This is a genomic window from Sphingorhabdus sp. EL138 (genome assembly GCF_900258045.1).
GTDB lineage: Bacteria > Pseudomonadota > Alphaproteobacteria > Sphingomonadales > Sphingomonadaceae > Parasphingorhabdus.
In genome coordinates, this window is record NZ_OGVD01000001.1 from 138,282 (window position 1) to 158,399 (window position 20,118).

At 52.8% G+C, this 20,118-nt stretch carries 19 protein-coding genes and 1 tRNA gene; 6 read left to right on the plus strand and 14 right to left on the minus strand.

Annotated features, from left to right (window positions below; all coding sequences use genetic code 11):
* The first annotated feature begins 21 nt into the window (after nucleotides 1-21).
* Nucleotides 22-336 (plus strand): hypothetical protein, encoded by a 315-nt coding sequence (locus DK507_RS00625; RefSeq protein WP_109354086.1) that lies wholly within the window; start codon nucleotides 22-24, stop codon nucleotides 334-336.
* A gap of 132 nt (nucleotides 337-468) precedes the next feature.
* On the opposite strand, the gene DK507_RS00630 is transcribed toward DK507_RS00625, so the two are convergent.
* Together DK507_RS00630 and DK507_RS00635 are read right to left on the minus strand one after the other, a co-directional pair.
* A complete protein-coding gene (locus DK507_RS00630; RefSeq protein ID WP_109354088.1) occupies nucleotides 469-2,319 on the minus strand; it encodes a hypothetical protein in 1,851 nt (616 codons plus the stop codon).
* Between the two features lie 622 nt (nucleotides 2,320-2,941).
* On the minus strand, nucleotides 2,942-3,418 hold the full coding sequence (locus DK507_RS00635) for a globin domain-containing protein (protein ID WP_109354090.1): 477 nt from the start codon (nucleotides 3,416-3,418) through the stop codon (nucleotides 2,942-2,944).
* Between the two features lie 942 nt (nucleotides 3,419-4,360).
* Here DK507_RS00635 and DK507_RS00645 point away from each other — a divergent pair.
* Both DK507_RS00645 and DK507_RS00650 read left to right on the plus strand, forming a co-directional pair.
* Complete coding sequence (locus DK507_RS00645; RefSeq protein WP_109354092.1) at nucleotides 4,361-4,909, plus strand: dihydrofolate reductase family protein; 549 nt, start codon at nucleotides 4,361-4,363, stop codon at nucleotides 4,907-4,909.
* A gap of 96 nt (nucleotides 4,910-5,005) precedes the next feature.
* Entirely contained in the window at nucleotides 5,006-6,595 is a 1,590-nt protein-coding gene (locus DK507_RS00650) for an AbgT family transporter (RefSeq protein WP_109354095.1), read from the plus strand.
* 87 nt (nucleotides 6,596-6,682) lie between these two features.
* On the opposite strand, the gene DK507_RS00655 is transcribed toward DK507_RS00650, so the two are convergent.
* The 5 genes from DK507_RS00655 to DK507_RS00675 form a co-directional block, all read right to left on the minus strand.
* Nucleotides 6,683-6,976 (minus strand): putative quinol monooxygenase, encoded by a 294-nt coding sequence (locus DK507_RS00655; RefSeq protein ID WP_109354097.1) that lies wholly within the window; start codon nucleotides 6,974-6,976, stop codon nucleotides 6,683-6,685.
* An 83-nt stretch (nucleotides 6,977-7,059) separates the two neighbouring features.
* Nucleotides 7,060-7,554, minus strand: a complete 495-nt coding sequence (locus DK507_RS00660; protein WP_109354098.1) for a DUF427 domain-containing protein — start codon at nucleotides 7,552-7,554, stop codon at nucleotides 7,060-7,062.
* A 129-nt stretch (nucleotides 7,555-7,683) separates the two neighbouring features.
* Nucleotides 7,684-8,862, minus strand: coding sequence for an acetyl-CoA C-acyltransferase (locus DK507_RS00665; protein WP_109354101.1), 1,179 nt, complete (start codon nucleotides 8,860-8,862; stop codon nucleotides 7,684-7,686).
* A 178-nt stretch (nucleotides 8,863-9,040) separates the two neighbouring features.
* Nucleotides 9,041-10,174, minus strand: coding sequence for a mechanosensitive ion channel family protein (locus DK507_RS00670; RefSeq protein ID WP_109354102.1), 1,134 nt, complete (start codon nucleotides 10,172-10,174; stop codon nucleotides 9,041-9,043).
* On the minus strand, nucleotides 10,171-10,998 hold the full coding sequence (locus DK507_RS00675) for a TlyA family RNA methyltransferase (RefSeq protein WP_109354104.1): 828 nt from the start codon (nucleotides 10,996-10,998) through the stop codon (nucleotides 10,171-10,173). Before DK507_RS00675 ends, DK507_RS00670 begins: the two co-directional genes overlap by 4 nt.
* A 25-nt stretch (nucleotides 10,999-11,023) precedes the next feature.
* On the opposite strand from DK507_RS00675, the gene DK507_RS00685 reads away from it, so the two are divergent.
* A complete protein-coding gene (locus DK507_RS00685) occupies nucleotides 11,024-11,608 on the plus strand; it encodes a hypothetical protein (RefSeq protein WP_162558830.1) in 585 nt (194 codons plus the stop codon).
* A 348-nt stretch (nucleotides 11,609-11,956) separates the two neighbouring features.
* Here the strand turns inward: DK507_RS00685 and DK507_RS00690 are convergent, their stop codons facing one another.
* From DK507_RS00690 to argH, 5 genes are read right to left on the minus strand one after another with little or no spacing between them, the layout of a single operon-like run.
* Nucleotides 11,957-12,418, minus strand: a complete 462-nt coding sequence (locus DK507_RS00690) for a DUF2721 domain-containing protein (protein WP_109354110.1) — start codon at nucleotides 12,416-12,418, stop codon at nucleotides 11,957-11,959.
* Between the two features lie 18 nt (nucleotides 12,419-12,436).
* Nucleotides 12,437-13,207 carry a bifunctional precorrin-2 dehydrogenase/sirohydrochlorin ferrochelatase gene (locus DK507_RS00695; RefSeq protein WP_109354111.1) on the minus strand — a complete coding sequence of 257 codons (771 nt, stop codon included), beginning with the start codon at nucleotides 13,205-13,207 and terminating at the stop codon, nucleotides 12,437-12,439.
* A gap of 3 nt (nucleotides 13,208-13,210) precedes the next feature.
* Nucleotides 13,211-14,470: a diaminopimelate decarboxylase gene (gene lysA / locus DK507_RS00700; RefSeq protein ID WP_109354114.1), complete on the minus strand. Its 1,260-nt coding sequence runs from the start codon at nucleotides 14,468-14,470 to the stop codon at nucleotides 13,211-13,213.
* Nucleotides 14,471-14,512: 42 nt separating this feature from the next.
* Nucleotides 14,513-14,761: a hypothetical protein gene (locus tag DK507_RS00705; RefSeq protein ID WP_109354115.1), complete on the minus strand. Its 249-nt coding sequence runs from the start codon at nucleotides 14,759-14,761 to the stop codon at nucleotides 14,513-14,515.
* Entirely contained in the window at nucleotides 14,758-16,128 is a 1,371-nt protein-coding gene (argH, locus tag DK507_RS00710) for an argininosuccinate lyase (RefSeq protein WP_109354116.1), read from the minus strand. Before argH ends, DK507_RS00705 begins: the two co-directional genes overlap by 4 nt.
* A gap of 43 nt (nucleotides 16,129-16,171) precedes the next feature.
* Here argH and DK507_RS00715 point away from each other — a divergent pair, with 43 nt between their 5' ends.
* Nucleotides 16,172-16,765: a TlpA disulfide reductase family protein gene (locus DK507_RS00715; RefSeq protein WP_109354795.1), complete on the plus strand. Its 594-nt coding sequence runs from the start codon at nucleotides 16,172-16,174 to the stop codon at nucleotides 16,763-16,765.
* 274 nt (nucleotides 16,766-17,039) lie between these two features.
* On the opposite strand, the gene DK507_RS00720 is transcribed toward DK507_RS00715, so the two are convergent.
* Nucleotides 17,040-17,115: transfer RNA gene (locus DK507_RS00720), tRNA-Val, on the minus strand.
* A gap of 520 nt (nucleotides 17,116-17,635) precedes the next feature.
* Here DK507_RS00720 and dnaA point away from each other — a divergent pair.
* Nucleotides 17,636-19,093, plus strand: a complete 1,458-nt coding sequence (dnaA, locus tag DK507_RS00725; protein ID WP_109354117.1) for a chromosomal replication initiator protein DnaA — start codon at nucleotides 17,636-17,638, stop codon at nucleotides 19,091-19,093.
* 51 nt (nucleotides 19,094-19,144) lie between these two features.
* Here dnaA and DK507_RS00730 read toward each other — a convergent pair whose 3' ends face one another.
* On the minus strand, nucleotides 19,145-19,828 hold the full coding sequence (locus DK507_RS00730) for a DUF4136 domain-containing protein (RefSeq protein WP_109354118.1): 684 nt from the start codon (nucleotides 19,826-19,828) through the stop codon (nucleotides 19,145-19,147).
* Between the last annotated feature and the right edge of the window lie 290 nt (nucleotides 19,829-20,118).

Sequence of the window (20,118 nt, forward strand, 5' to 3'; positions counted from 1 at the left end):
GTAACCAAAGAGAGAAACCCCATGATCTTTTTTGAACGCAAAACATTGTCCGAACTGATGGTCGGCTGCACACACTATGTTGATCTCGGAGACCGTAAGCAAGTTTCAGTTTACTATCCTAGCAGTACTGAAGTTTATCTTAAGGGGCTGAATTCAAATGTTTTTAAAGGACAAATGATCATTGAAGGTGTCGGTTACAAAATCGATTGGGAGGACGGCCCCGACGGTTACTACAAAATAGCCGAACATCAGGGTGCGTATGTGTATATTGATGACCACGGAAGGTCAGCTGGTACCATAACAAAAATAGCCCCGGGAAATCCCGAATATTTCTGAGAGCCCCAGACATTTTTTTAGTAGCATACAGGCGCGGTCAATCAATGCGGCCCGCAATCACAGCCATTGGTGACACGCTATAACATTCGCGGTCAGGTTCTTACCCCGTTGAGCTCAACCGACTGACCTCCCTTAACTAAGGGGCGAGGCTCGCAAGACAGCAAGAAGTAATCGATGCTCTTCAACCATACGCATTGCAGGATCAGAGATTTCAGAAACGACTTTGTTGGCCGGGACAAATTGCTGATAGCCACTGAACACATATGCCATATTCAGCAAAAATCTGTCGCGTTCCGCACTCGCTTCAATTGTTTTCGCAAGATCAAAAATCGGTTCAGATTTCCCCGCATAAACCAACTGTGAAGCCAGCTCCCTCAAAAGCTGAGACTTCGCCTTCTCCGACTTCACAGCGTAAACTGCCCGCCGGGCAATCTTTAGATATCTGGAATAATCATCTTGTGATCCATGCGTCGTTGCAAAACCGAAGTTAGCAATTCGGGCCCGCACCTGTATCTCTTGATCCTCAATATGCTGCAATCGCAGTTCTGCTTCTTCATACTGACCGGTTCGCGATTCGTATCGAGCCAGCATGCTGATGGTAGAGTCGCTTACGGGAACAAAGTCAGGCCCTTCAACGAGGCCAATAGCGGTCGAAATCGCTTTTTCTGCCACAGCGCTTTGACCATAATTATCGGCAATTTGGGAGAGACGGATATATCCCTGAACCTGCCTGTCCCGGTTTGACTGAAGCTGCAGCACAGAGACCGCTTCCTGAAACCGCATACTGTGAATCAAGATAATCGCGATGGTGTCCATAGCCGCCTGCTGCACATCTTTATCAGGGATACGCTGGACCAGGCTTGTTGCCAATTTTGAATCCCCCGAGACGGCGACTGCAGTGGCCAACCGCCTCCAATCATTGTTCCAACGCTCTGCCGGCATTTGCACCTTGCGAGGTTGCGTCGCGCGCAGAGAAATTAGTTCATCAGCGATAGGACGCCATTCTGTTTGGTCCAGTTTTCCGGCTCCGATATCCAAAATTATTTGTAGCGCAGCGGCACGATCAGCGGGAAAACTGCTGACATCGTCCACCGCCTTCAGCGCGAAGTCGAGCCTTTCTCCAGCAATAGCCGAGCGGGTGAAGCTTTCGAATATGCGGAAGCGATCTTCTGGGTGATCCAGGGCGGCCATCTTACGCCTCGCCTGGCCAAAAAGTTCCTCCGCGTCAGCCATATGCCCATTTTTCGACAATTCTGCAGCTACCCGGCTTTTGGCCGTAGCTTCCCATAGAGGGGCTTTTATGTATGCCATTATTTTCGTCGCATCAGCGATCCGGCCTTTGTCAATCAGTGTCATAACAAGCGATTCCAGCACCATGCCTTCATGGTTTTCATCACCGTCACTGCTATTTTGAACAAGTTCGAGTGCATCATCGAGCCGACCCTTTAGAGCCAGCGCATGTGAGAGTTGATATACACCTACATAACTCGTCGGCTCGCCCGGTTGATTGGTGGCAACCAGCTCCTGCAAAGCCGTATCGACATCAGAAGTCCGCACCAGATTTATGATATAGGCCGCCCTTGCAGTTTCATAATATTCCGGGGAAACAATCCGGGACAACAAACGCCTGCCCCACTCCACCGGGTTCTCAGTCGGGACAGAAATAATCGCTACAATCGCAGAGTCTTTGAACGCCGGATTACCTGAATTGTCGGGCATGGAATCGAGTGCGGTTGCTGCCAGATCCAGTCTGCGCAGCAACGCCAGGGCTGTAACACGCCCCAGCTTGGCCACCGCTTCATCCTCCGGATCCTGCATGGCATTTTCAATTTCCTCCAAACGGACATTAAGCATGTCCACACAAGCTGCATCTTGTGATTCAAGACAGTTTGCTACGCTGGTTTTAGCCTGAGCCGTGTGACTGGTCAGGGCAAAGCCGGCGGCGGCTAGAAACGCACAGATAGTCAACCGAAGATCAGGCATTGTTAATGCTCCTGTTGTGAGTAGGCCCCGCCCATTTTCAAGAACTTCTGCTTGGCAAGTCTGGAAGCATTTGGATGTGAGAGGGATGAAGGTCTCGCAAAACCTGATTCGCCAGATTTGATATCAATTTTACGTGCAATCTCGACAAGCGCGAAGACGCATAACTGCAGAGCAAAGGTGCGGTTTTACGGGTTCTGCCCTGAGCCTAAACAGGGTATCTGGAACTTGTCTCTAGGGTCGCTGGCTGGCGCGGGGGCTGGTTTAATTCAACCTTTCCAGCCAGTTACCCGGCTTCCCGATGCTCGTTTCCCCCCTAAGGAACGACCATACGGGAAGCCAAGAGATACTGTCTTTTCAAGATCATCCGAATGCGGTCCGATATTTTCCTATCATAGTTGATGGGCACAAACTGACGTAACACCATGGCAGCTGCCAAATCACCAGTCACACACATGAAGTTCGCTACACTATCCGCATACAGGCGGCCTTGACCATTTGAAGCTCAGCTTTGCCGATTCTGACGGTTTACAATATGGCGAGACGCTACGGTTAGCCTCCCACAACTCTTTTCTAAAGGTTGGTACACAATGTTTGCGAAGCCGAGAAAAGCGTCAACGAACGATCAGGGGTTTGATGCAGCCCGATATTTTGAGATACTGGATTTGCCAAAGGAACTTTGTATCATTGTCAGAGCAATTCCATCATATGCTTTTGTCCACGCCGCTTCCGTCTCGGGCGTAAAATCGGAGCCGAGAACATCTCGAATCATATGGAGAAGTGCACGGCCAACATCTTCATAATGCTCGATCTTTACTCCGTAGACCAAATGACGTCTCGCGAGATCTCCCAGCATTGGCAACAAATCCGGCAAGTTATGAATTTGCGACACGATCATGCCCAGCATGTTTGTCAATTTTTCGGATTGAACCGAAATATCTCCCACAAATAATCCGCGAAGCTCCGGCTTGTCGTCAAACAATCTTTGATAGAAGATTTCTCCTGCACGGGCATTTTCAACACTGACGTTGAGGAAACTTCTCCGGACAATATCAATCTCTGACACAGTCAGAATATCCTGAGCCTTTGATTGATGAACCATAAGATTTAGACTCCCGCAATATGGTGGATATCCACCGAAAATCGTAACAACCAACGAAGGTAGCAACGGACTTTTGTGGTCAAAAACGCGAAAAACTCATGCCTATGTCAACCTGTACCGATTTCCTCCAAATGCCTCGATAATCGGCGGCATTGAACCCGAAAATCCGCAATAGCTTCATGCAACAAAATGGGCTGCTGGCATGGTGTGACTTCATCGCCCTCGTTCAGCTTATAAAAATTTGACGCAGGTCTTCCAATAGGCATCCGTGCACTACCGCATTGCATCTATGCCGGTTCCTGCGCGGAAGCGGTGCGGCTAAAGTCAGCTTATAACCCGCAGACAGCAAATTTTTTCCAATTGGGGACACCCCCCACTTGAACTTCAGAGGATATCACAAATGTTGCAACAATGTGCAGACCCAATATCCTGCAAGGATGTTTCGGTTGTCGCTGACAGCAAAATGAAACGGGTCCCGGCTAGCGCTGTGAAAAGCTCCGAGCTTGAAGAATTGGCTTATGCGCCAACATCATTTTTGACCAAAGATGTTCCCGGTCCACACACAGAAGCAGATTCCCGACAGAGTAAAAGCATAAAGGAAAGTGAGGCCAGGCTCCTGCCAAGGCTGAAGACGCCGGATAGATCACCTCCTTTCATTCATTTTGAACGGAAACATCGCCGGCCACTTTCCTTATCTCTGCATAGCCATTTACGAGCATCGCGAAACTGGCGGATAGTCAAAAGCTTGTTGGCATTATATCTGAGCCTGGTGATATTGATGCTTTGGAGTCTCGGATAGGATCTGCTTTTTTCGAAGCCAATCCACACAAGGCTGATGCATCGGCGCAATACATAATGTGGCAAGTTTGCGGTGAAATACGGGCTGAGGCCTTGCAGCTGTGCTAAAGAGTTTATTCCCTGCCCGCTACCCCGGAGCCTTCTATGCAACCTGTTGTCTATGACGTAGCCGTATCTATTGATTGTTACATCTCTGGCCCGGATGGGGATATATCGAAATTCGCGCATGAAGGTCCGGTTGTCGATGACTATAATCAGAGGCTATCCACCTATGCATGCGCTATCATGGGTCGGAAGACGTATGAATTTGGCTATAAGTACGGGCTGGAACCCGGCGGCAATCCTTATCCACATCTCAGAACCCATATATTTTCACAGACACTCAATCTTCCCGCAGAACGAGAGGTGGGGCTTGTGCGCAACGACCAGAAGGCGTTTTTGCAGAAGTTGCGGAAAGAGCAGGATGGCCCAATCTATCTTTGTGGTGGCGGTGATTTTGCCGGTTCGCTCATGATCGATGGCGAGATTGACATTATCCGCCTCAAAAGGGCCCCGATCTTTCTGGGCGGCGGAACAAAGCTGTTTGGTGACACAGCTTGCAGCGGCAATGTGTCTTGTACGGGTTCGAAACTATATGACGGCGGTTACATATTTCAGGAGTTCACTTCGTCGGCATTGCAAGAGAGGATTTGATTATCGATCAGCAGGCCTATAGTCTTCATTAAGTTTGTCGCGCTGGCACTCTCCAGTCGCGGTTGTATTGGATACGCGATAAATTGGAGACTGGACATGGCTGATGGCCAGCAGCAGGCGATAGCACCTCGTCGCAACGGCTTTACCCGCTTTCTTGACGGAGTCGAATGGCTCGGGAATCTGTTACCACACCCGGTAACCCTGTTTGCTGTGCTGGCAATCGGTGTCGTTTTCCTGTCCGGCCTATTGGGCTGGATGGGCGTCGCCGTTGTTGATCCGCGGCCTGCGGGTGCGCCGGGCGTTGCAGAGGACGGTATGATCCGGGCCGTCAGCCTGCTCGATGGCGACGGTATCCGGCGTATCTTCACCAACCTTGTTACCAACTTCACCAGTTTTGCGCCGCTAGGCGTGGTATTGGTGGCTATGATTGGTGTTGGTGTAGCCGAAAAATCGGGTTTGCTATCGGCCGCCGTGCGCTCCATGGTTCTGTCGGCTCCGCCTCATATGGTAACAGTAGCCATCGTCTTTGCCGGCATTGTTTCCAACACCGCATCGGAAGTGGGTTATGTCGTTTTAATCCCGCTCGCCGGCGCAATTTTCTATGCCCTCGGTCGCCATCCTCTGGCCGGCATGGCAGCGGCCTTTGCGGGTGTTTCAGGCGGCTATAGCGCGAACCTGCTAATAGGTACGATCGATCCCTTGCTCGCCGGAATCACCCAGGAAGCGGCGCGCCTTATTGATCCCGACTATACGGTCGTAGCGACGGCCAACTGGTATTTCATGATCGGGTCCACTTTCCTGATTACTATCATCGGCTCGCTGGTAACAATCTTCATCGTTGAGCCTAAGCTGGGCACATATGATCCGTCCGGGGCTGATTCCACTATTCTCGATGACCATATGATGGAAGAGATTAGTCCAACGGAGCGCAAGGGGCTGCGCTGGGCCGGGATTGCGCTGCTCGGTGTCCTTGGCCTAATGGCCCTGACCTTGCTGCCTGACTGGGGCGTGCTGCGCAATCCGGACACCGGTGATCGCATTGATTCACCATTTTTCGACGGCTTTGTAGTCTGGATCCTGATTTTCTTTGTGGTCACGGGCTACACATATGGACGTGTGGTCGGCGTCATGAAAAGTGACCGGGATGTGATTGATGCCATGGCGCAGGCGCTCGCGTCACTTGGCCTCTACATAGTCCTGGTTTTCTTCGCAGCCCAGTTTGTCGCCTTCTTTGGCTGGACCAATTTGGGTGCTATCACGGCGGTAACGGGATCACAATTTCTGCTCGATACAGGAATGACCGGCCCCGCCATCTTCTTTTTCTTCATTCTGATCTGCGCTCTCATCAACCTGTCGCTGGGTTCAGCGTCAGCGCAATGGGCGGTCACAGCCCCAATTTTCGTGCCCATGCTGATGCTGATCGGCTACGCGCCGGAGGCCATTCAGGCGGCTTACCGAATTGGCGATTCGACGACCAACATCATAACACCGATGATGAGTTATTTCGGCCTGATCCTCGCATGGGCGACACGCTATGATAAGAATCTTGGCGTGGGTACCTTGATCGCGATGATGCTGCCCTATACGATCTTCTTCCTGCTATTCTGGTCCGCTTTCTTCTTTGTCTGGACGTTCGTCATAGGATTGCCAGTCGGCCCGGGATCACCGACCTATTACACGCCCTGATCAAACCACAGAGTCGAAAGACACTAGCAAACCGGTGGCCCGATCATACACCTGTTTGCAGACGCCTTTCGAACCAGCCGGAGCCGATTAAATCCCGTCGAGATATTCGATCACGGGAGCTCCCGCCATACATGGAGCCAGCTTTGGGCCGCTGGCGCGAAAATGATCCGATTTGCCGTGAGCATCCAGCGCCGCCTGATCAACATAGCGCTCCAGCACTTTATATTGCTGGGGATTGTCCTTGCATTGAAACACAGAGTAAAACTCGTTGCCCGGCTCATTCTCCCGAACGGCAGCCATCAGTTCACTAAAGGCTGCTTCAAAATCAGCGTTTTTGCCTTCCGCTACCGTCAAAGTCGCCAATACGCCTACGCCTGCCATATTCTAGTCTCCTGATCATTTTATGTTGATGTGAAAAAGACTGTTGCGGAGTCAACAGTGTCACGCAAGTTTAATCTGGAGGTTCACCAAAATCGGCTGCCAGGAATACCCTTGAACGGGCCAGCAACATGCGACGTGATCCAGCCGCCATAAAAGCCGCCCGGTTGCGGGGTAACCGTTTCGCCATCAACAAGACATTGGTCAAACGGTTCGGGATAGAAGGCAACATGATTGCGGATCATTGCGAAAGACGCGGTGGGTTCCGGATAAGTCCAGGCGGCAGCTTCCAGCGAGTCTCCGTCAATGGTTGCATCAAGGTAACGCGCCTGCCCTTTCCATTCACAAAGTGAGCGCTTTGGGTTGGCGCATAAATGGGTCCACGTCACATCTTCCGGCGGGAAGTAATAGGTCGGTGGATGGCTTGTTTCCAACGTCCGATAACCAGCATGCGTGCTGGCAATTTCTACACCCTTGTGAATGATCTGCAAGTGACGCCTATTGGCTTCTGCAATAGCCGGCCGGGGATAATCCCAGACACTTTCCTGACCAGGTTTGGTGGGCTCAGGAGGAATATTCACGCGATTTCCCTCGGGCACGAGGGACAAGAAGTGACAAACCAGACAGTGACTACAGACATTTCTCCCCGTTACGGGATATCTGAGCCGCTGTCTGGCTGTACTTTGTTCGGTATTGGATGTGACGCCTTTTTAAAGGACTTCGAACAATCCTGCTGCGCCTTGACCGCCGCCAATGCACATTGTGACAACGGCATATTTCGCACCGCGGCGCTTGCCTTCGATCAGTGCGTGGCCGGTACAACGTGCGCCGGTCATGCCGTAAGGGTGACCGATAGAGATAGAGCCGCCGTTTACGTTCAATAGTTCGTCAGGAATGCCCAGTTTTTGCTGACAATAAAGCACCTGTACGGCAAAGGCTTCGTTCAGTTCCCAAAGGCCGATATCGTCCATTTTCAGGTCGAATTTTTCAAGCAATTTGGGGATTGCGAAAACCGGACCAATGCCCATTTCATCGGGCTTGGTGCCCGCCACTGCCATGCCGACATAGCGGCCGAGCGGGTTCAGACCTGCTTTTTCAGCAGCACTGGCTTCCATCACCACGCTGGCGGAACTACCGTCAGATAGCTGCGATGCGTTACCGGCGGTGATGATCTTGTCAGGACCAAGAACGGGGCCAAGGCTTTGCAAACCTTCCAGTGTCGTTGAAGGGCGATTGCCTTCATCTTTGCTGAGCGTGATTTCGTGCATGGAAATCTCTTTGGTTTCCTTGTCCTGCACACCCATGGTTGCAGTAACCTCGACAATCTCATCGTCAAACTTGCCCGCTTCCTGAGCTGCGGCAGTGCGTTGCTGGGATTTGAGTGCATATTCGTCGCAGGCTTCGCGGGAGATGCCATAGCGTTCGCCAACCACTTCAGCGGTTTGCAGCATCGGCATATAGATATCGTCATGCATCGCCACCAGCGCCTTATCTGGCGCCATACGCATTTCAGGAGTTTGTACGGTCGAGATAGAATCCTGTCCGCCGCCTACAACGACATCCATGCGGTCAATCGTGACCTGCTTGGAGGCTGTGGCAATGGCCATCAGACCGGATGAACATTGGCGGTCCAGCGTCATGCCCGGAACTTCGATCGGGAAACCGGAGCGTAGCGCCACATTACGGCCAAGATTACCGCCCTGTGTGCCTTGTTGCAGCGCGCTGCCCCAAACCACGTCTTCGACAGTCGCAGGGTCAATGCCGGCGCGTTCAACAGCGGCTTTGGCTGAATAGCTGCCGAGGGTTGGACCAGCGGTTGCGTTGAAGGCGCCTTTATAAGCACGTCCGATGGGGGTCCGGGCGGTGGAAACGATGACTGCGTCACGCATGATAGTGATCCTTTATTGTGAGATTTCTGAGTCGAATTTGGAGCGTATAATCTCTTTTAATCGGCCAATTAACAAGGTTTTTCTTTGCTACTGGTCCTGACAGGTTTTCGCCTTTGCGCTGACGCTACGGCAAGCTAGCTCCTACACGAAAAGAGGAAAATTCCGCTCGCCGATCCAGCTATATTGCCGCGCCGTCTGGCCCGGCTGTAAAGTTCATCTGTGTCGGATAAGCAAATTCAATGCCTTCTTCAGCAAAGCGTTTGACAATGGCCAAGCCGACATCGTTGCGGCCTTTAAAGACTTCTTCCCATCTGGCACTGAAAATTTCAAACTCCATGCGAAAGTTTAGCGAGCTATCGCCAAAACCGATAAAACCACAACGGACATAGTAAAATCCAAGGTCCTCAACGATGGATTTGAAAATGTCGGGAATGGCATCAAGCTGCTCTGGCGTGGTCTGATAGATGACACCGATGGGAAAGCGGATGCGGCGTTTTGTAAGCCGTGTGAGATTGCGTAGCTGCTTGTCGAGCAGGTTGGCGTTGGAAACAATCACCTGCTCGCCGGTAATGCTTCTCAGCCTTGTGGTTTTTAAACCGGTCGCTTCAACGCTGCCATCAAATCCATCGAACATGATCGAATCTCCTTTTTGAAAAGGCTTGTCGAAAATGATCGAAAGGGCCGCGAACAGATCGGAAAATATACCCTGCGCAGCCAGACCGATGGCAATGCCACCAACGCCAAGGCCCGCCACTAGCGCGGTCACATTAACCCCGATATTGTCGAGAATGATGACGGCAGCAATTACCGCCAACGCTATGGTCACCATTAAACGGATCAAGTCGCGCGCATTTTGCAGCTCTGCCCGACCGCGATCCGACAGCATGATTTTGCGGTCAATCAGTCCCAATATAATCGCCCGCAACCAGATGGCCGATTGGAAAACGAGCGCTATGAAAAATATCAAATCAATCAATCCAGCAAGCTGGTCAGGCGCTTGGGCGATGCCCGCTACCATCTTGATCGACAGGGCGAGGAGAAAAAACATCCCTGTCCGTGATACCGTACGCAGTATCAGCGTCGCTGCACCGCGCTCATCATCAGCACGGTTATTGGATAGCTTCGTCAAACGCCCCTTGACGGCGGATAGCAGCAGGAAAATCCCGACGGCGAGTATCGTCGCGATGATCAGTTCCACATAATGAGTTGTGATCCAGGTCAGGCTCTCCCGCCCAAATTTTTCCATATCAAAACCGCCTGCTTCCGTCAGGTTAAGCGGCGATTCTATTCCATCCGTAACGTTTGATTTCATGTGTTTTCGCTAGAACTTGCTTGAGTGCTTGGCAAGTTTGCAAAGATCAAAAATTCGACATTGCCTTTGGGTCCCGTAATCGGACTTGTCGCGACACCCTGCACAGCCCATCCGCTCTCGGTCAGCCAATTGCGTATTTTTTCGCAAACCAGATCATGTACAGCCGGGTCGCGGACCACACCGCCTTTGCCCACATCAGCGCGTTCGGCCTCAAATTGCGGCTTGATCAACGCCACCAGTTCCGCGCCGGGTTTTGCAAAGGTCAATGGTCGCTCGAGCACTTTGGTGAGCGAGATGAAACTGGCATCGCAGACAATCAGGTCAACCTCTTCGGGGATATGCTCCGCGGTCAATATCCGTGCGCTGGTCTGTTCGTGAACGACCACGCGCTCATCCTGACGCAGCTTCCAGGCAAGTTGGTTGGTGCCGCTGTCCACCGCGTAGACTTTCACTGCACCGCGGCTCAGCATGACATCGGTAAAGCCGCCCGTGCTGCTTCCGACGTCAATTGCAACCATATCGGTCACGGCAATATCGAAATGATCCAGCGCATGATCCAGCTTTATCCCGCCGCGCGAGACCCAGGGATGATCTTTGCCTTTCAGATTGACGGCAATATCATCGAGATATTTCTGACCGGGCTTATCCACTTTCTGGTCACCGACCGTGACTAGCCCAGCCATGATATAGGCCTGGGCCCTGGCGCGGCTTTCTGCCAGACCGCGTTCGACCAATATCTGGTCAATCCGCAATTTTTTTGCTTTTGCCTGGCCCACCTCAGCGGGTGGAGCGGTTTTCGCAGGGCGCGTTTCATTTTGTGCCATATGAAAATGGGACTAGCCGAAGCATATGGTTTTGACCATATTCGATGTCATGAGAATCACTTTTGCCTTTTCCGCCATATTGTTAGCGGCCGGTTGTTCCGGCGTAGTGCCCGCACCGGCACCTGCTCCCGCAGAGACGCAGGTGCCGACCCCCGCTCCTGCACCGACGCCTGCCCCGGCTCCTTCCCCCACACCGCCACCGGAACCGATGCGCGGGGTCTGGACCGATTGGCCACTGGCGAAAGGAAACTGGGTTTATCGCACGGATGAACGGGGTTCCATCGCACTATTCGGTCCACCCAATATGGAAGCGACATTTTTGATCCGCTGTGATCAGGGCCGCAATCAATTATTCCTGTCCCGGGAGGGCGTAGTGCCAGCAGGGGCACAAATGACTTTGCGAGCCAGCTCCGGCATGCAGTCTTATCCAGCTCGCAATAGCGGCGGCCCTCTGGATTATGCGGCGATCGCTCTGCCAGTGACAGATTACATGATGGACCGGATCGCGTTCAGTCGTGGCCGGTTTGCGGTTGAAACAACCGGATTGCGCTCTCTTGCCATTCCAATCTGGCCCGAATTTACCCGTGTTGTAGAGGATTGCCGTCGCTAGTCCTGTGCAATGAACAGGTTTCAGCCGAGCGGTGAGGCTGATGCGACAAGTCTGTTTTTGGACGGAACGCCGAATTCTGACAGCAAAATAAAATAATTCAAGTCTTGTTCGCACATGACGAATGATTCACATTCGAATCGTCGAACAAGCGGAGATTTTCAATGCAACAGTTCGTATCTTATCAACAAGCGAAAGGAGGTGGTCCGATGTCTCATGGTTCAGCACAGGGGTCGGAAAAATCCGTTCGGGGGACATATTTGATCTAAAGATCAAGTTTCCCGGCAGCGGCACTTCCAACCGCTGACCCATGCTTAGAGGCTGTTGATCCGAGAGATTGACAGCCTCTTTTCATTTTTGCGGGTCACTTCGCTCAAGAAACTCTTCGCGGATCATGAAGTCACGAACGCCTATACGGACCTCTCGCAGAAACTGGACGAGGGCAATCGACAGCAAGCTCATCGCGATAATGAAGGAACCGGCGATCACTCCGGAAAGATTGAAACCGGTCAGCCCCATAACAAACAGCAGGCCAATGAGAATACAGGCGACGATAGCGCTGATAACGCTGAGATAGATTGCGCTGTTTACGATTTTGATCCGGAGCTGCAGATCATGCAGCTCGTCGACAATGCATTGATGCTCATGGCCTTCGGTTTCGTTGAACAGGTTCTGCAATATACGAGACCGGTCAATAATCCGCGCCAATCGGCCCGCAAAAAGGCTCAGCATGCCCCCGACGGCCACCAACAGAAAAGCCGGTGCCAGTGCGGTTTGCAATACCGTGATAATGTCGCCCTGCCCCAATGCCATATAAACCCCTTGCTCCGCCTATCCGTATCGTATCACCAATGTCAGTCCTGTGACCTGTGTGGCATCAAACGTACCCAAATCAAAACGTTCGGCGTCCGCGCGCGCTCGGACCAATATGGCCTCCGGTACACTGGCGTCCGCATAGATCACATCGGCCTGACCCAATAGCCGCGCCTGTTTGATCGTCAGATCGTCGGGGTCAGCGCTGTGTAGATTGAGTTCGATCACTCCGGTCTGATTGCCTGCCGCTGGATCGGCGAGCCAAAGGTCAATGGCCTGTGCATCATGATCGGCAAACGGGTCGAGCGTTCCCCCGGGATTGAGTGCTGCATCAATCGCACGGCGACGGTCGGCTCCATCTGGCCAACCGTTTTTAATCCGGTCGCGGGCAGCGAACAAACCACGAGCCAGCTGTCCCAATCCCGCAGGCAGCATCTGTTCCAATCGCTGGCGCACGGCCTTGGCAAGACCTGCTGATGCACCGCCCGTTCCAATGGCGATAAGCACCGGATCGCGATCGACAATGGCGGGCGTAGTGTAATCACAAAGCGCCGAGCGATCGACGGCATTGACCAACAAGCCGCGCGCTTTCAGGCGCTCGACCGCTGCCGCTGCTTCATCATCATCTTCAAGAGCAACGACCGCCAAGGCAGCATCGGCGTTTTCATCACCGGTGATTATAGCACCAGCGCGTTCGTAGAGCCGCCGCTTAGCATCTGCCATTTCTCCGCTGCCGAGCAATATGACTTTGCGGCCTTTCAACGTCACGAAGATCGGTAGCTGGTCCATGGTCTATTTCAGCCAGTCGGGCACATGCTCTGCGGCCATGATGGTCGCTGGTTCTATCCGCTCTGCCACTACGGCATATTTGTCGCCATCGACCAGCACCTCGGGAACCAGTGGACGGCTGTTATAGGTATTGGCCATGGTCGCTCCATAGGCACCTGCGGTTCGGAAAATACCAAGATCATCGGTTTGCACCCGGTCCACCTCGCGTTCCTTGGCGAAGATATCACTGCTTTCGCAAATCGGACCGACAATGGATGCAGTCATGGTATCGCCAGATGGCTGGACGGCTTCGAAATGGTGCCAGGCATCATAAATGGCCGGTCGCATCAGATCATTCATCGCGGCATCGACAATCACAAAGTCGCTGTTCACGCCGGGTTTGATCCGAATGACCTGTGTCATCATCACACCGCTGTTACCCGCAATCACCCGGCCGGGCTCAAACATCAACGTCACGTCCCACCCCTGGGTCACACGCGCGACCATTGCTCCGTAATCGGCCGGACTGGGGGGATTTTCCTCTGGCTTATAGGGCACACCAAGACCGCCGCCGAGATCGACATGCGTGATTTCGTGACCCGCAGCGCGCAGGTCACTGACCAATTGCCCCATGCGCACGTAGCATTTTTCCAGCGGGTCGAGTTTTTGTAGCTGGCTGCCAATATGTACCGCAACACCGCGCAGGTTCAGCCCTTCAAGCTTGGATAGGCGCTCAAAAATTTCGGGTGCTACATCAATCGCGACGCCGAATTTATTCTCCGCTTTACCGGTGGAGATCTTCGCATGGGTGCCTGCATCGACATCGGGATTGACGCGCAGCGTTGCAGAGGCTCTTTCACCGCGCGCCGCGGCAATTTCCGCCAGCATCTGGCCTTCTTCTTCGGACTCGAGGTTGAATTGTCCAATCGCTTTTTCGAGGCCGAGTGTGAGTTCGGCGCGGCTTTTGCCAACGCCCGAAAACACGATATCTTCAGCCTTCATACCTGCCGCCAGAGCACGCTCCAATTCACCGCCGGAGACCACGTCGGCGCCATAACCCTGATTGGCAAGAATTTTCAGCACCGCGAGATTGGGATTGGATTTCACCGCAAAGGCCAGATGGACCTTGCCAGCATCTTTTAATCCTTCCCGAAATACGCGAGCATGACGCTCCAGCGTGGCGCGGGAATAAACATAAACGGGCGTGCCAACCTGATCGGCAATGTCCGGGAGCGCAACATCTTCGGCATGCAGCACGCCATCTTTAAGTTGAAAATGGTCCATCGGGCGGGGCTTTCGGATTTAGATAGTAGAGGAAATGCAGTCTTAGCCAGGCGGCGGCAGGTCGAATTTATCATCTTGCCGTTTCTCCGAACGGCGCAGCAGTTCATCGCTGCGCTCGGGCTGTGCCTGGGTGGAGGGGGTGATCAATTCTTCACCGGTAGGCCTTTCTGCCTCACCATAAACGGGCGCCGGAAGCGACTGCCCTTTGGCCGGTTCCAATGTCCCGCGATTGCCGCAGGCAGAAACAATGACCAGTGAAGCGATAACCGCTATTTTTCCAAAATTGTTCATAACCGATTCGTCTGTTCCAGTTCCGCGATCCGCTGTCTTACCTGCTCCGGCGCGGTTCCGCCATAGCTGGTTCGGCTGGCCACCGAGCCTTCGACGCTCAAATCCGGCATATCATACCCTTCAACCCTGGCATCAATTGCGACAAGGTCGGCAGGCGTCAGGTCTGCAAGGCCGCATCCGCGCTCCTCGCACAGCTTTACCGCAGCCCCGGTAATATGATGTGCTTCCCGGAACGGGATGTTGACATCCCGCACCAACCAGTCGGCAAGATCAGTTGCAGTTGAAAAGCCGCTGTCAGCAGCAGCGCGCATCCGTTCAGGTACAAAAGTCACACTCTCGACAATGCCGGTCATTGCAGCAAGCGAAAGGCCAAGCAGATCATGTGCCTCGAATACCGGCGGCTTGTCGTCCTGCATATCCTTGGAATAGGCAAGTGGCAGGCCTTTCATGGTCATCATCAAAGCGTTGAGGCATCCGATAATCCGGCCAGCATGTCCGCGCACCAGTTCCGCCGCGTCAGGATTGCGTTTTTGCGGCATGATGGAGCTGCCGGTGGACCATTGATCGGACAATTTCACAAAACCAAACGGCTGAGATGCCCAGATAATGACCTCTTCCGCCAGCCGCGATAAATGAAGCGCTGTTTGTGATGCAGCCATCAGATAATCGAGCGCAAAATCACGGTCGGAGACACTGTCCATCGAATTGGCTGTTGCTGCACCAAAATCCAAAGCCTCGGCAGTCATCTGCCGATCGTTGGGAAAGCCGGTACCGGCAAGCGCAGCAGCACCTAGTGGGCATTCATCCAAACGCTGTTTGGCCGCCCAGAAACGGCTACTGTCACGAGCAAACATTTCATAATAGGCCAGCAGATGGTGCCCCATGGTAATCGGCTGTGCAACCTGCAGATGGGTAAAGCCGGGCATGATCGTATCGGCTTGTTCCTTGGCCCGGGTAATCAGCGCTTCCCTGAGATTCCAAAGACCGCCGGACACATCATCCATGGCATCGCGCACCCAAAGGCGGAACGACGTCGCAACCTGATCATTGCGCGAGCGCGCCGTATGCAACCGCCCGGCCACCGGGCCGACAATCTCGGTCAGCCGCGCTTCAATCGTCATATGAATATCTTCAAGGTCAAGATTCTCAGGAACGCCGTCAGTTTCATATTCCCCGGCGATCTGATTGAGGCCTTCGATGATCTTCGCTGCGTCTTCCGCCTCGACAATGCCCTGCTTTGCAAGCATCTCAACATGAGCGAGCGATGCGCGAATGTCCTGGCGCCATAATTTCTTGTCGAACGGGATAGACGCGTTTATCTCGCGCATGATTGACGAGGGGCCGTCGGCAAACCTGCCGCCCCACATTGTGTTGGAACTCTGGCTGTTGGAATCTGATGTGCGATTAGTGATGCGATTATTCCTGTTTCTGTCCCTGCCTGTAATGCTCGTTGGGTGTAATGACCAATCTGGCGATAGGCAATCCGATGAAGTGGGGCAAGGTTATGATGGCACTGTGCAGAGTGAAACCATCGAAAGTCACAGCGGCCTTGTCGGTCGTCTTGATATTTCCAAGCGCGGCAGCCCGATGGTCGACACCCCGTTCAAGGACCCGGATGGCAAGACAGTCAGTCTGTCAGACTTTGTCGGCAAACCGGTACTGGTAAACATATGGGCGACATGGTGTGCGCCTTGTATCGTTGAAATGCCGATGCTGGATGAACTGGCGGCACGGGAAAAGGATCGGCTGAAAGTCCTTGTCGTTTCACAGGATATTCAGGGCGCTGAGAAGGTCGACCCGTTCTTTGCCAAGGCGAATTTCAATGAGCTGGAGGCCTATACCGATCAGGAAAACGGCCTGAGTTTCGGATTCGGATCGGGGCTAATGCCGACCACCGTGCTGTATGATGCCAGTGGTGCGGAGGTATGGCGGGTATTAGGTGCCATGGATTGGGATGGTGCAAGAGCCGCGATGTTGATGGAAGAGACACTGGCCGAGAGTTAGTTGGAATCGAAGCTCTTGGCGGGAGGAGTCTTTATTGACCTCAAGCGCCGGGCGCGGGCATCCGCCCGCTTGGCTGTCGCGCCATAAGGCGCGGCGGCCGGTCGGCCTTGCCTCGCTACGCTCGGACGATGCTCTTTAGGTTTAACCAGTTAAATCTGTCACCAGACCGACGCGAAGCGTCGGCAAGCGCGACCGCGCGCCCGAGCTTATGCGAGGAAAGCCAAGCGGGCGGATGCCCGCGCCCGGCGCTTGAGGTAAAAAGAGAATCAAAAAATGGTGGGCGATGACAGGCTCGAACTGCCGACATCTTCGGTGTAAACGAAGCGCTCTACCAACTGAGCTAATCGCCCTTGCATGAGGCCAGCCCATGAAGTGTTCGGGGCCATTGCCAAATCATGAGGGCTTTGGCAAGCACCTTTCCGCAGGCTTTTTCAAAATATCAAAATACCAGTCATGTGCAGATGTCCGTGCATCTCGATTTTGTAACATGATGCAAAACCTACGGTCACACCGCGATTCGCAGCTTATACCTGATTATCCACAGAATATATTTTTTTTGTTTCAATGGTTTAGTTAGAATATTCGATTTTTCCTGAGCTTGCCGCTGTCAATCAAATTATTTCATTTTTTTTACACCAGCGGCCTTGCTCGACTCGTTCTTACGCGCTTACTAAGAGGCATCGGCTGGCGGCTAAGGATTCGACAATCCTGGCCTCTATGACATTGAAAAAAGTACCGTTGAAAACGAGTTTTCAGCATAAGGTTTTCTGTGTCCCGCGTTTCCTTTGGCTGGGAATCATTGGGAAGCGCAGCAAATTGTCCAGTCGATGAGCGGCCCCGCGATGACGCGGGTAAGAGATAAATCGGGGGATGTTAGTGGTACAAAGATCAGGAAAAGCGGGCACCAATCCAGCCACAAAGGCGACAACAGCGAAAGTGCGTATTCAGGATTCACAAAGTCAGGATGATGTTGCATCTCAGCTGACTGATACATGGCAGACAATATGTTCCGGCCTGCGCCGTGATCTGGGTGCACAAATTTTTGGTCAGTGGATAAAGCCAATTAAACTTGCTCGATTCGATTCGGACAGCGGTGAATTGCAGCTGGTCCTGCCTTCCGAATTTGCGGCCAATTGGGTACGCGAACGCTACGCAGAGCGATTGGCATTGGCTTGGAAGGCTCATTCTACTGACGTAAAAAATATCAGTTTTTCGGCCAAGGCCGGCACCGCGCGCATCGCAAAGGTAAAAAAAGACAAAGCCGTTGCCAATGAAGCAATTGCCAAGACTTCATCCGGAAAATTCCAGCTCGATCTTGATCCCCGGATGACCTTTGATGAGTTTATCGCAGGACATAGCAATGTTCTGGCGCTCAATGCATCACAGCGCATGGCGTCTCCCGAAAAACCACTATTCAGCCCATTATATCTGCAGTCTTCTACCGGTCAGGGAAAAACCCATTTAATGCATGCGATTGGCCATGCTTACCGGACCGAATTTCCGAGCGCACGGGTCATCTACATGTCTGCCGAGCGTTTCATGGTAGAATTTGTGTCAGCCATGCGGCGCAATGAGGCCATGGAATTTAAGGCGGCGCTGCGAGAAGCAGATCTTTTGATGATTGATGATATCCAGTTCATCGTCGGCAAGATTTCTACACAGGAAGAGTTTCTTCATACCGTCGATTCCCTGATCAGCCGGGGCAAGCGGGTGGTCGTCGCTGCCGATCGTCCGCCACAGGCATTGGACGGCGTAGACCAACGGCTATTGTCACGCCTGTCCATGGGGCTGGTCGCTGACATACAATCGGCAGGTCTCGAGTTGCGCCGCGACATTTTGCAGCATCGTCTTGCCAGCTTGCCGCATCAGGAAGTGTCCGAGGATGTCGTAGAATTTCTCGCACGCACGATAAGTCGCAACCTGCGGGAGCTGGAAGGAGGCCTCAACAAACTGCTTGCTTACGCTCAACTGACCGGCAGACCTATCACCAAGGAATTGGCTGAGGAACAGTTGTCGGACATATTGAGCGCTTGCCGCCGCCGGATTACGATTGACGAAATCCAGCGCACAGTATGCGAATATTATCGCCTTGACCGCAACGAGATGTCATCCAAGCGCCGTGCTCGCGCGGTTGCCCGCCCTCGTCAGGTGGCCATGTATCTCGCCAAGGTAATGACCCCGCGAAGCTATCCCGAAATTGGCCGAAAATTCGGTGGACGCGATCACAGCACGGTTATCCATGCCGTGAAGCTGGTCGAACAATTGCGCGGTGAAGATACCGAGATGGACAATGATGTAAGGATGTTGCTCCGTCAGCTCGAAAGCTGACAGAACACGGAAACGTCCTGTTCAATCAAAGGGTGGAAACTTAAAAGTCGGTTAGTTCTTTTCCGGCGCTACCGAGATGCGAACACGTTCCCCGCTATTGCCTGGAAAGTCAGTGAACATCGCTTCGACCAGATTAGGTACCAGATAAGTCAGGTTCTTTGACCGCGACATTGCCTCTGCCTTGCCTTCAAACAGGCGCTCTCCATCGGCTGTCCGGTCGATCTTCATATCCAGTTCTGTGGTGTAGACGGTAAAACTGCGAACCCCGCCATAACCCGAAAACCCATAGCCGCCGAACAAGAACGGGTCGTGGAAGCCATAACGGTAGCGATGACGACCATAGAAACCACGATGGCCGTAAAAACCGCGGCGCCCATAAAAGCTGGTCGCAAAGAATGGATCATAATCGCCAACAACCTTTTCACGGCCTTTGTCGACATCATAGTCCATGCTGACAATCAATTGCGCCTGCGCGGGATCATCGGTCAATTGGTAACCAAGGTCTGTCATGCGCTGCTCGACAAGCGCTGCATATTGGGCAAACTCCAGTCCGCCGGAAAGTTCTGGATCAGAAGCAACCACGGCAAAACTTTGCCCCTGCGCCGGCGGCAGGGCTGCGAATCTCTGCACGTCGGCCCGAAAGGGAGAAGCACAGGCACCGAGTGCCAGAAACGCGAGCGGCATGAAAATTCTCAACTTCAAGCCCTTCGGACTTTTGAATTTGGACGCTGTCATGATCATTCCTTCAACTTACAACTAACCCGCCATCCTTGTAATGTAGTAACTTTAGCATGCTGAACCACCATTGAACGATAAAATAGTACCGTTCATCGACAGTTTATTCACTCCAGGTGCCGGCTTTTCTGCTCGCAACATGCCAAAATTCGCCAGATTCTCCAATATTCATGTTTAATAACAACCACTTGATGTACAAACAAAATCACTGAGATCGTCATCAATATATGTTCCGTATGATCCAGGGCAAAGGTTGGTCTAACCGGAATGAAACATAGCACAGGCCAGAG

What these genes read in the sequence shown, in the direction of transcription:
- DK507_RS00625 (WP_109354086.1), top strand. Translation starts at nt 22, where the DNA reads ATGATCTTTTTTGAACGCAAAACATTGTCCGAACTGATGGTCGGCTGC.
- DK507_RS00630 (WP_109354088.1), bottom strand. Translation starts at nt 2,319, where the DNA reads ATGCCTGATCTTCGGTTGACTATCTGTGCGTTTCTAGCCGCCGCCGGC.
- DK507_RS00635 (WP_109354090.1), bottom strand. Translation starts at nt 3,418, where the DNA reads ATGGTTCATCAATCAAAGGCTCAGGATATTCTGACTGTGTCAGAGATT.
- DK507_RS00645 (WP_109354092.1), top strand. Translation starts at nt 4,361, where the DNA reads ATGCAACCTGTTGTCTATGACGTAGCCGTATCTATTGATTGTTACATC.
- DK507_RS00650 (WP_109354095.1), top strand. Translation starts at nt 5,006, where the DNA reads ATGGCTGATGGCCAGCAGCAGGCGATAGCACCTCGTCGCAACGGCTTT.
- DK507_RS00655 (WP_109354097.1), bottom strand. Translation starts at nt 6,976, where the DNA reads ATGGCAGGCGTAGGCGTATTGGCGACTTTGACGGTAGCGGAAGGCAAA.
- DK507_RS00665 (WP_109354101.1), bottom strand. Translation starts at nt 8,862, where the DNA reads ATGCGTGACGCAGTCATCGTTTCCACCGCCCGGACCCCCATCGGACGT.
- DK507_RS00670 (WP_109354102.1), bottom strand. Translation starts at nt 10,174, where the DNA reads ATGAAATCAAACGTTACGGATGGAATAGAATCGCCGCTTAACCTGACG.
- DK507_RS00675 (WP_109354104.1), bottom strand. Translation starts at nt 10,998, where the DNA reads ATGGCACAAAATGAAACGCGCCCTGCGAAAACCGCTCCACCCGCTGAG.
- DK507_RS00685 (WP_162558830.1), top strand. Translation starts at nt 11,024, where the DNA reads ATGGTTTTGACCATATTCGATGTCATGAGAATCACTTTTGCCTTTTCC.
- DK507_RS00690 (WP_109354110.1), bottom strand. Translation starts at nt 12,418, where the DNA reads ATGGCATTGGGGCAGGGCGACATTATCACGGTATTGCAAACCGCACTG.
- DK507_RS00695 (WP_109354111.1), bottom strand. Translation starts at nt 13,207, where the DNA reads ATGGACCAGCTACCGATCTTCGTGACGTTGAAAGGCCGCAAAGTCATA.
- lysA (WP_109354114.1), bottom strand. Translation starts at nt 14,470, where the DNA reads ATGGACCATTTTCAACTTAAAGATGGCGTGCTGCATGCCGAAGATGTT.
- DK507_RS00705 (WP_109354115.1), bottom strand. Translation starts at nt 14,761, where the DNA reads ATGAACAATTTTGGAAAAATAGCGGTTATCGCTTCACTGGTCATTGTT.
- argH (WP_109354116.1), bottom strand. Translation starts at nt 16,128, where the DNA reads ATGTGGGGCGGCAGGTTTGCCGACGGCCCCTCGTCAATCATGCGCGAG.
- DK507_RS00715 (WP_109354795.1), top strand. Translation starts at nt 16,172, where the DNA reads ATGCGATTATTCCTGTTTCTGTCCCTGCCTGTAATGCTCGTTGGGTGT.
- dnaA (WP_109354117.1), top strand. Translation starts at nt 17,636, where the DNA reads ATGTTAGTGGTACAAAGATCAGGAAAAGCGGGCACCAATCCAGCCACA.
- DK507_RS00730 (WP_109354118.1), bottom strand. Translation starts at nt 19,828, where the DNA reads ATGACAGCGTCCAAATTCAAAAGTCCGAAGGGCTTGAAGTTGAGAATT.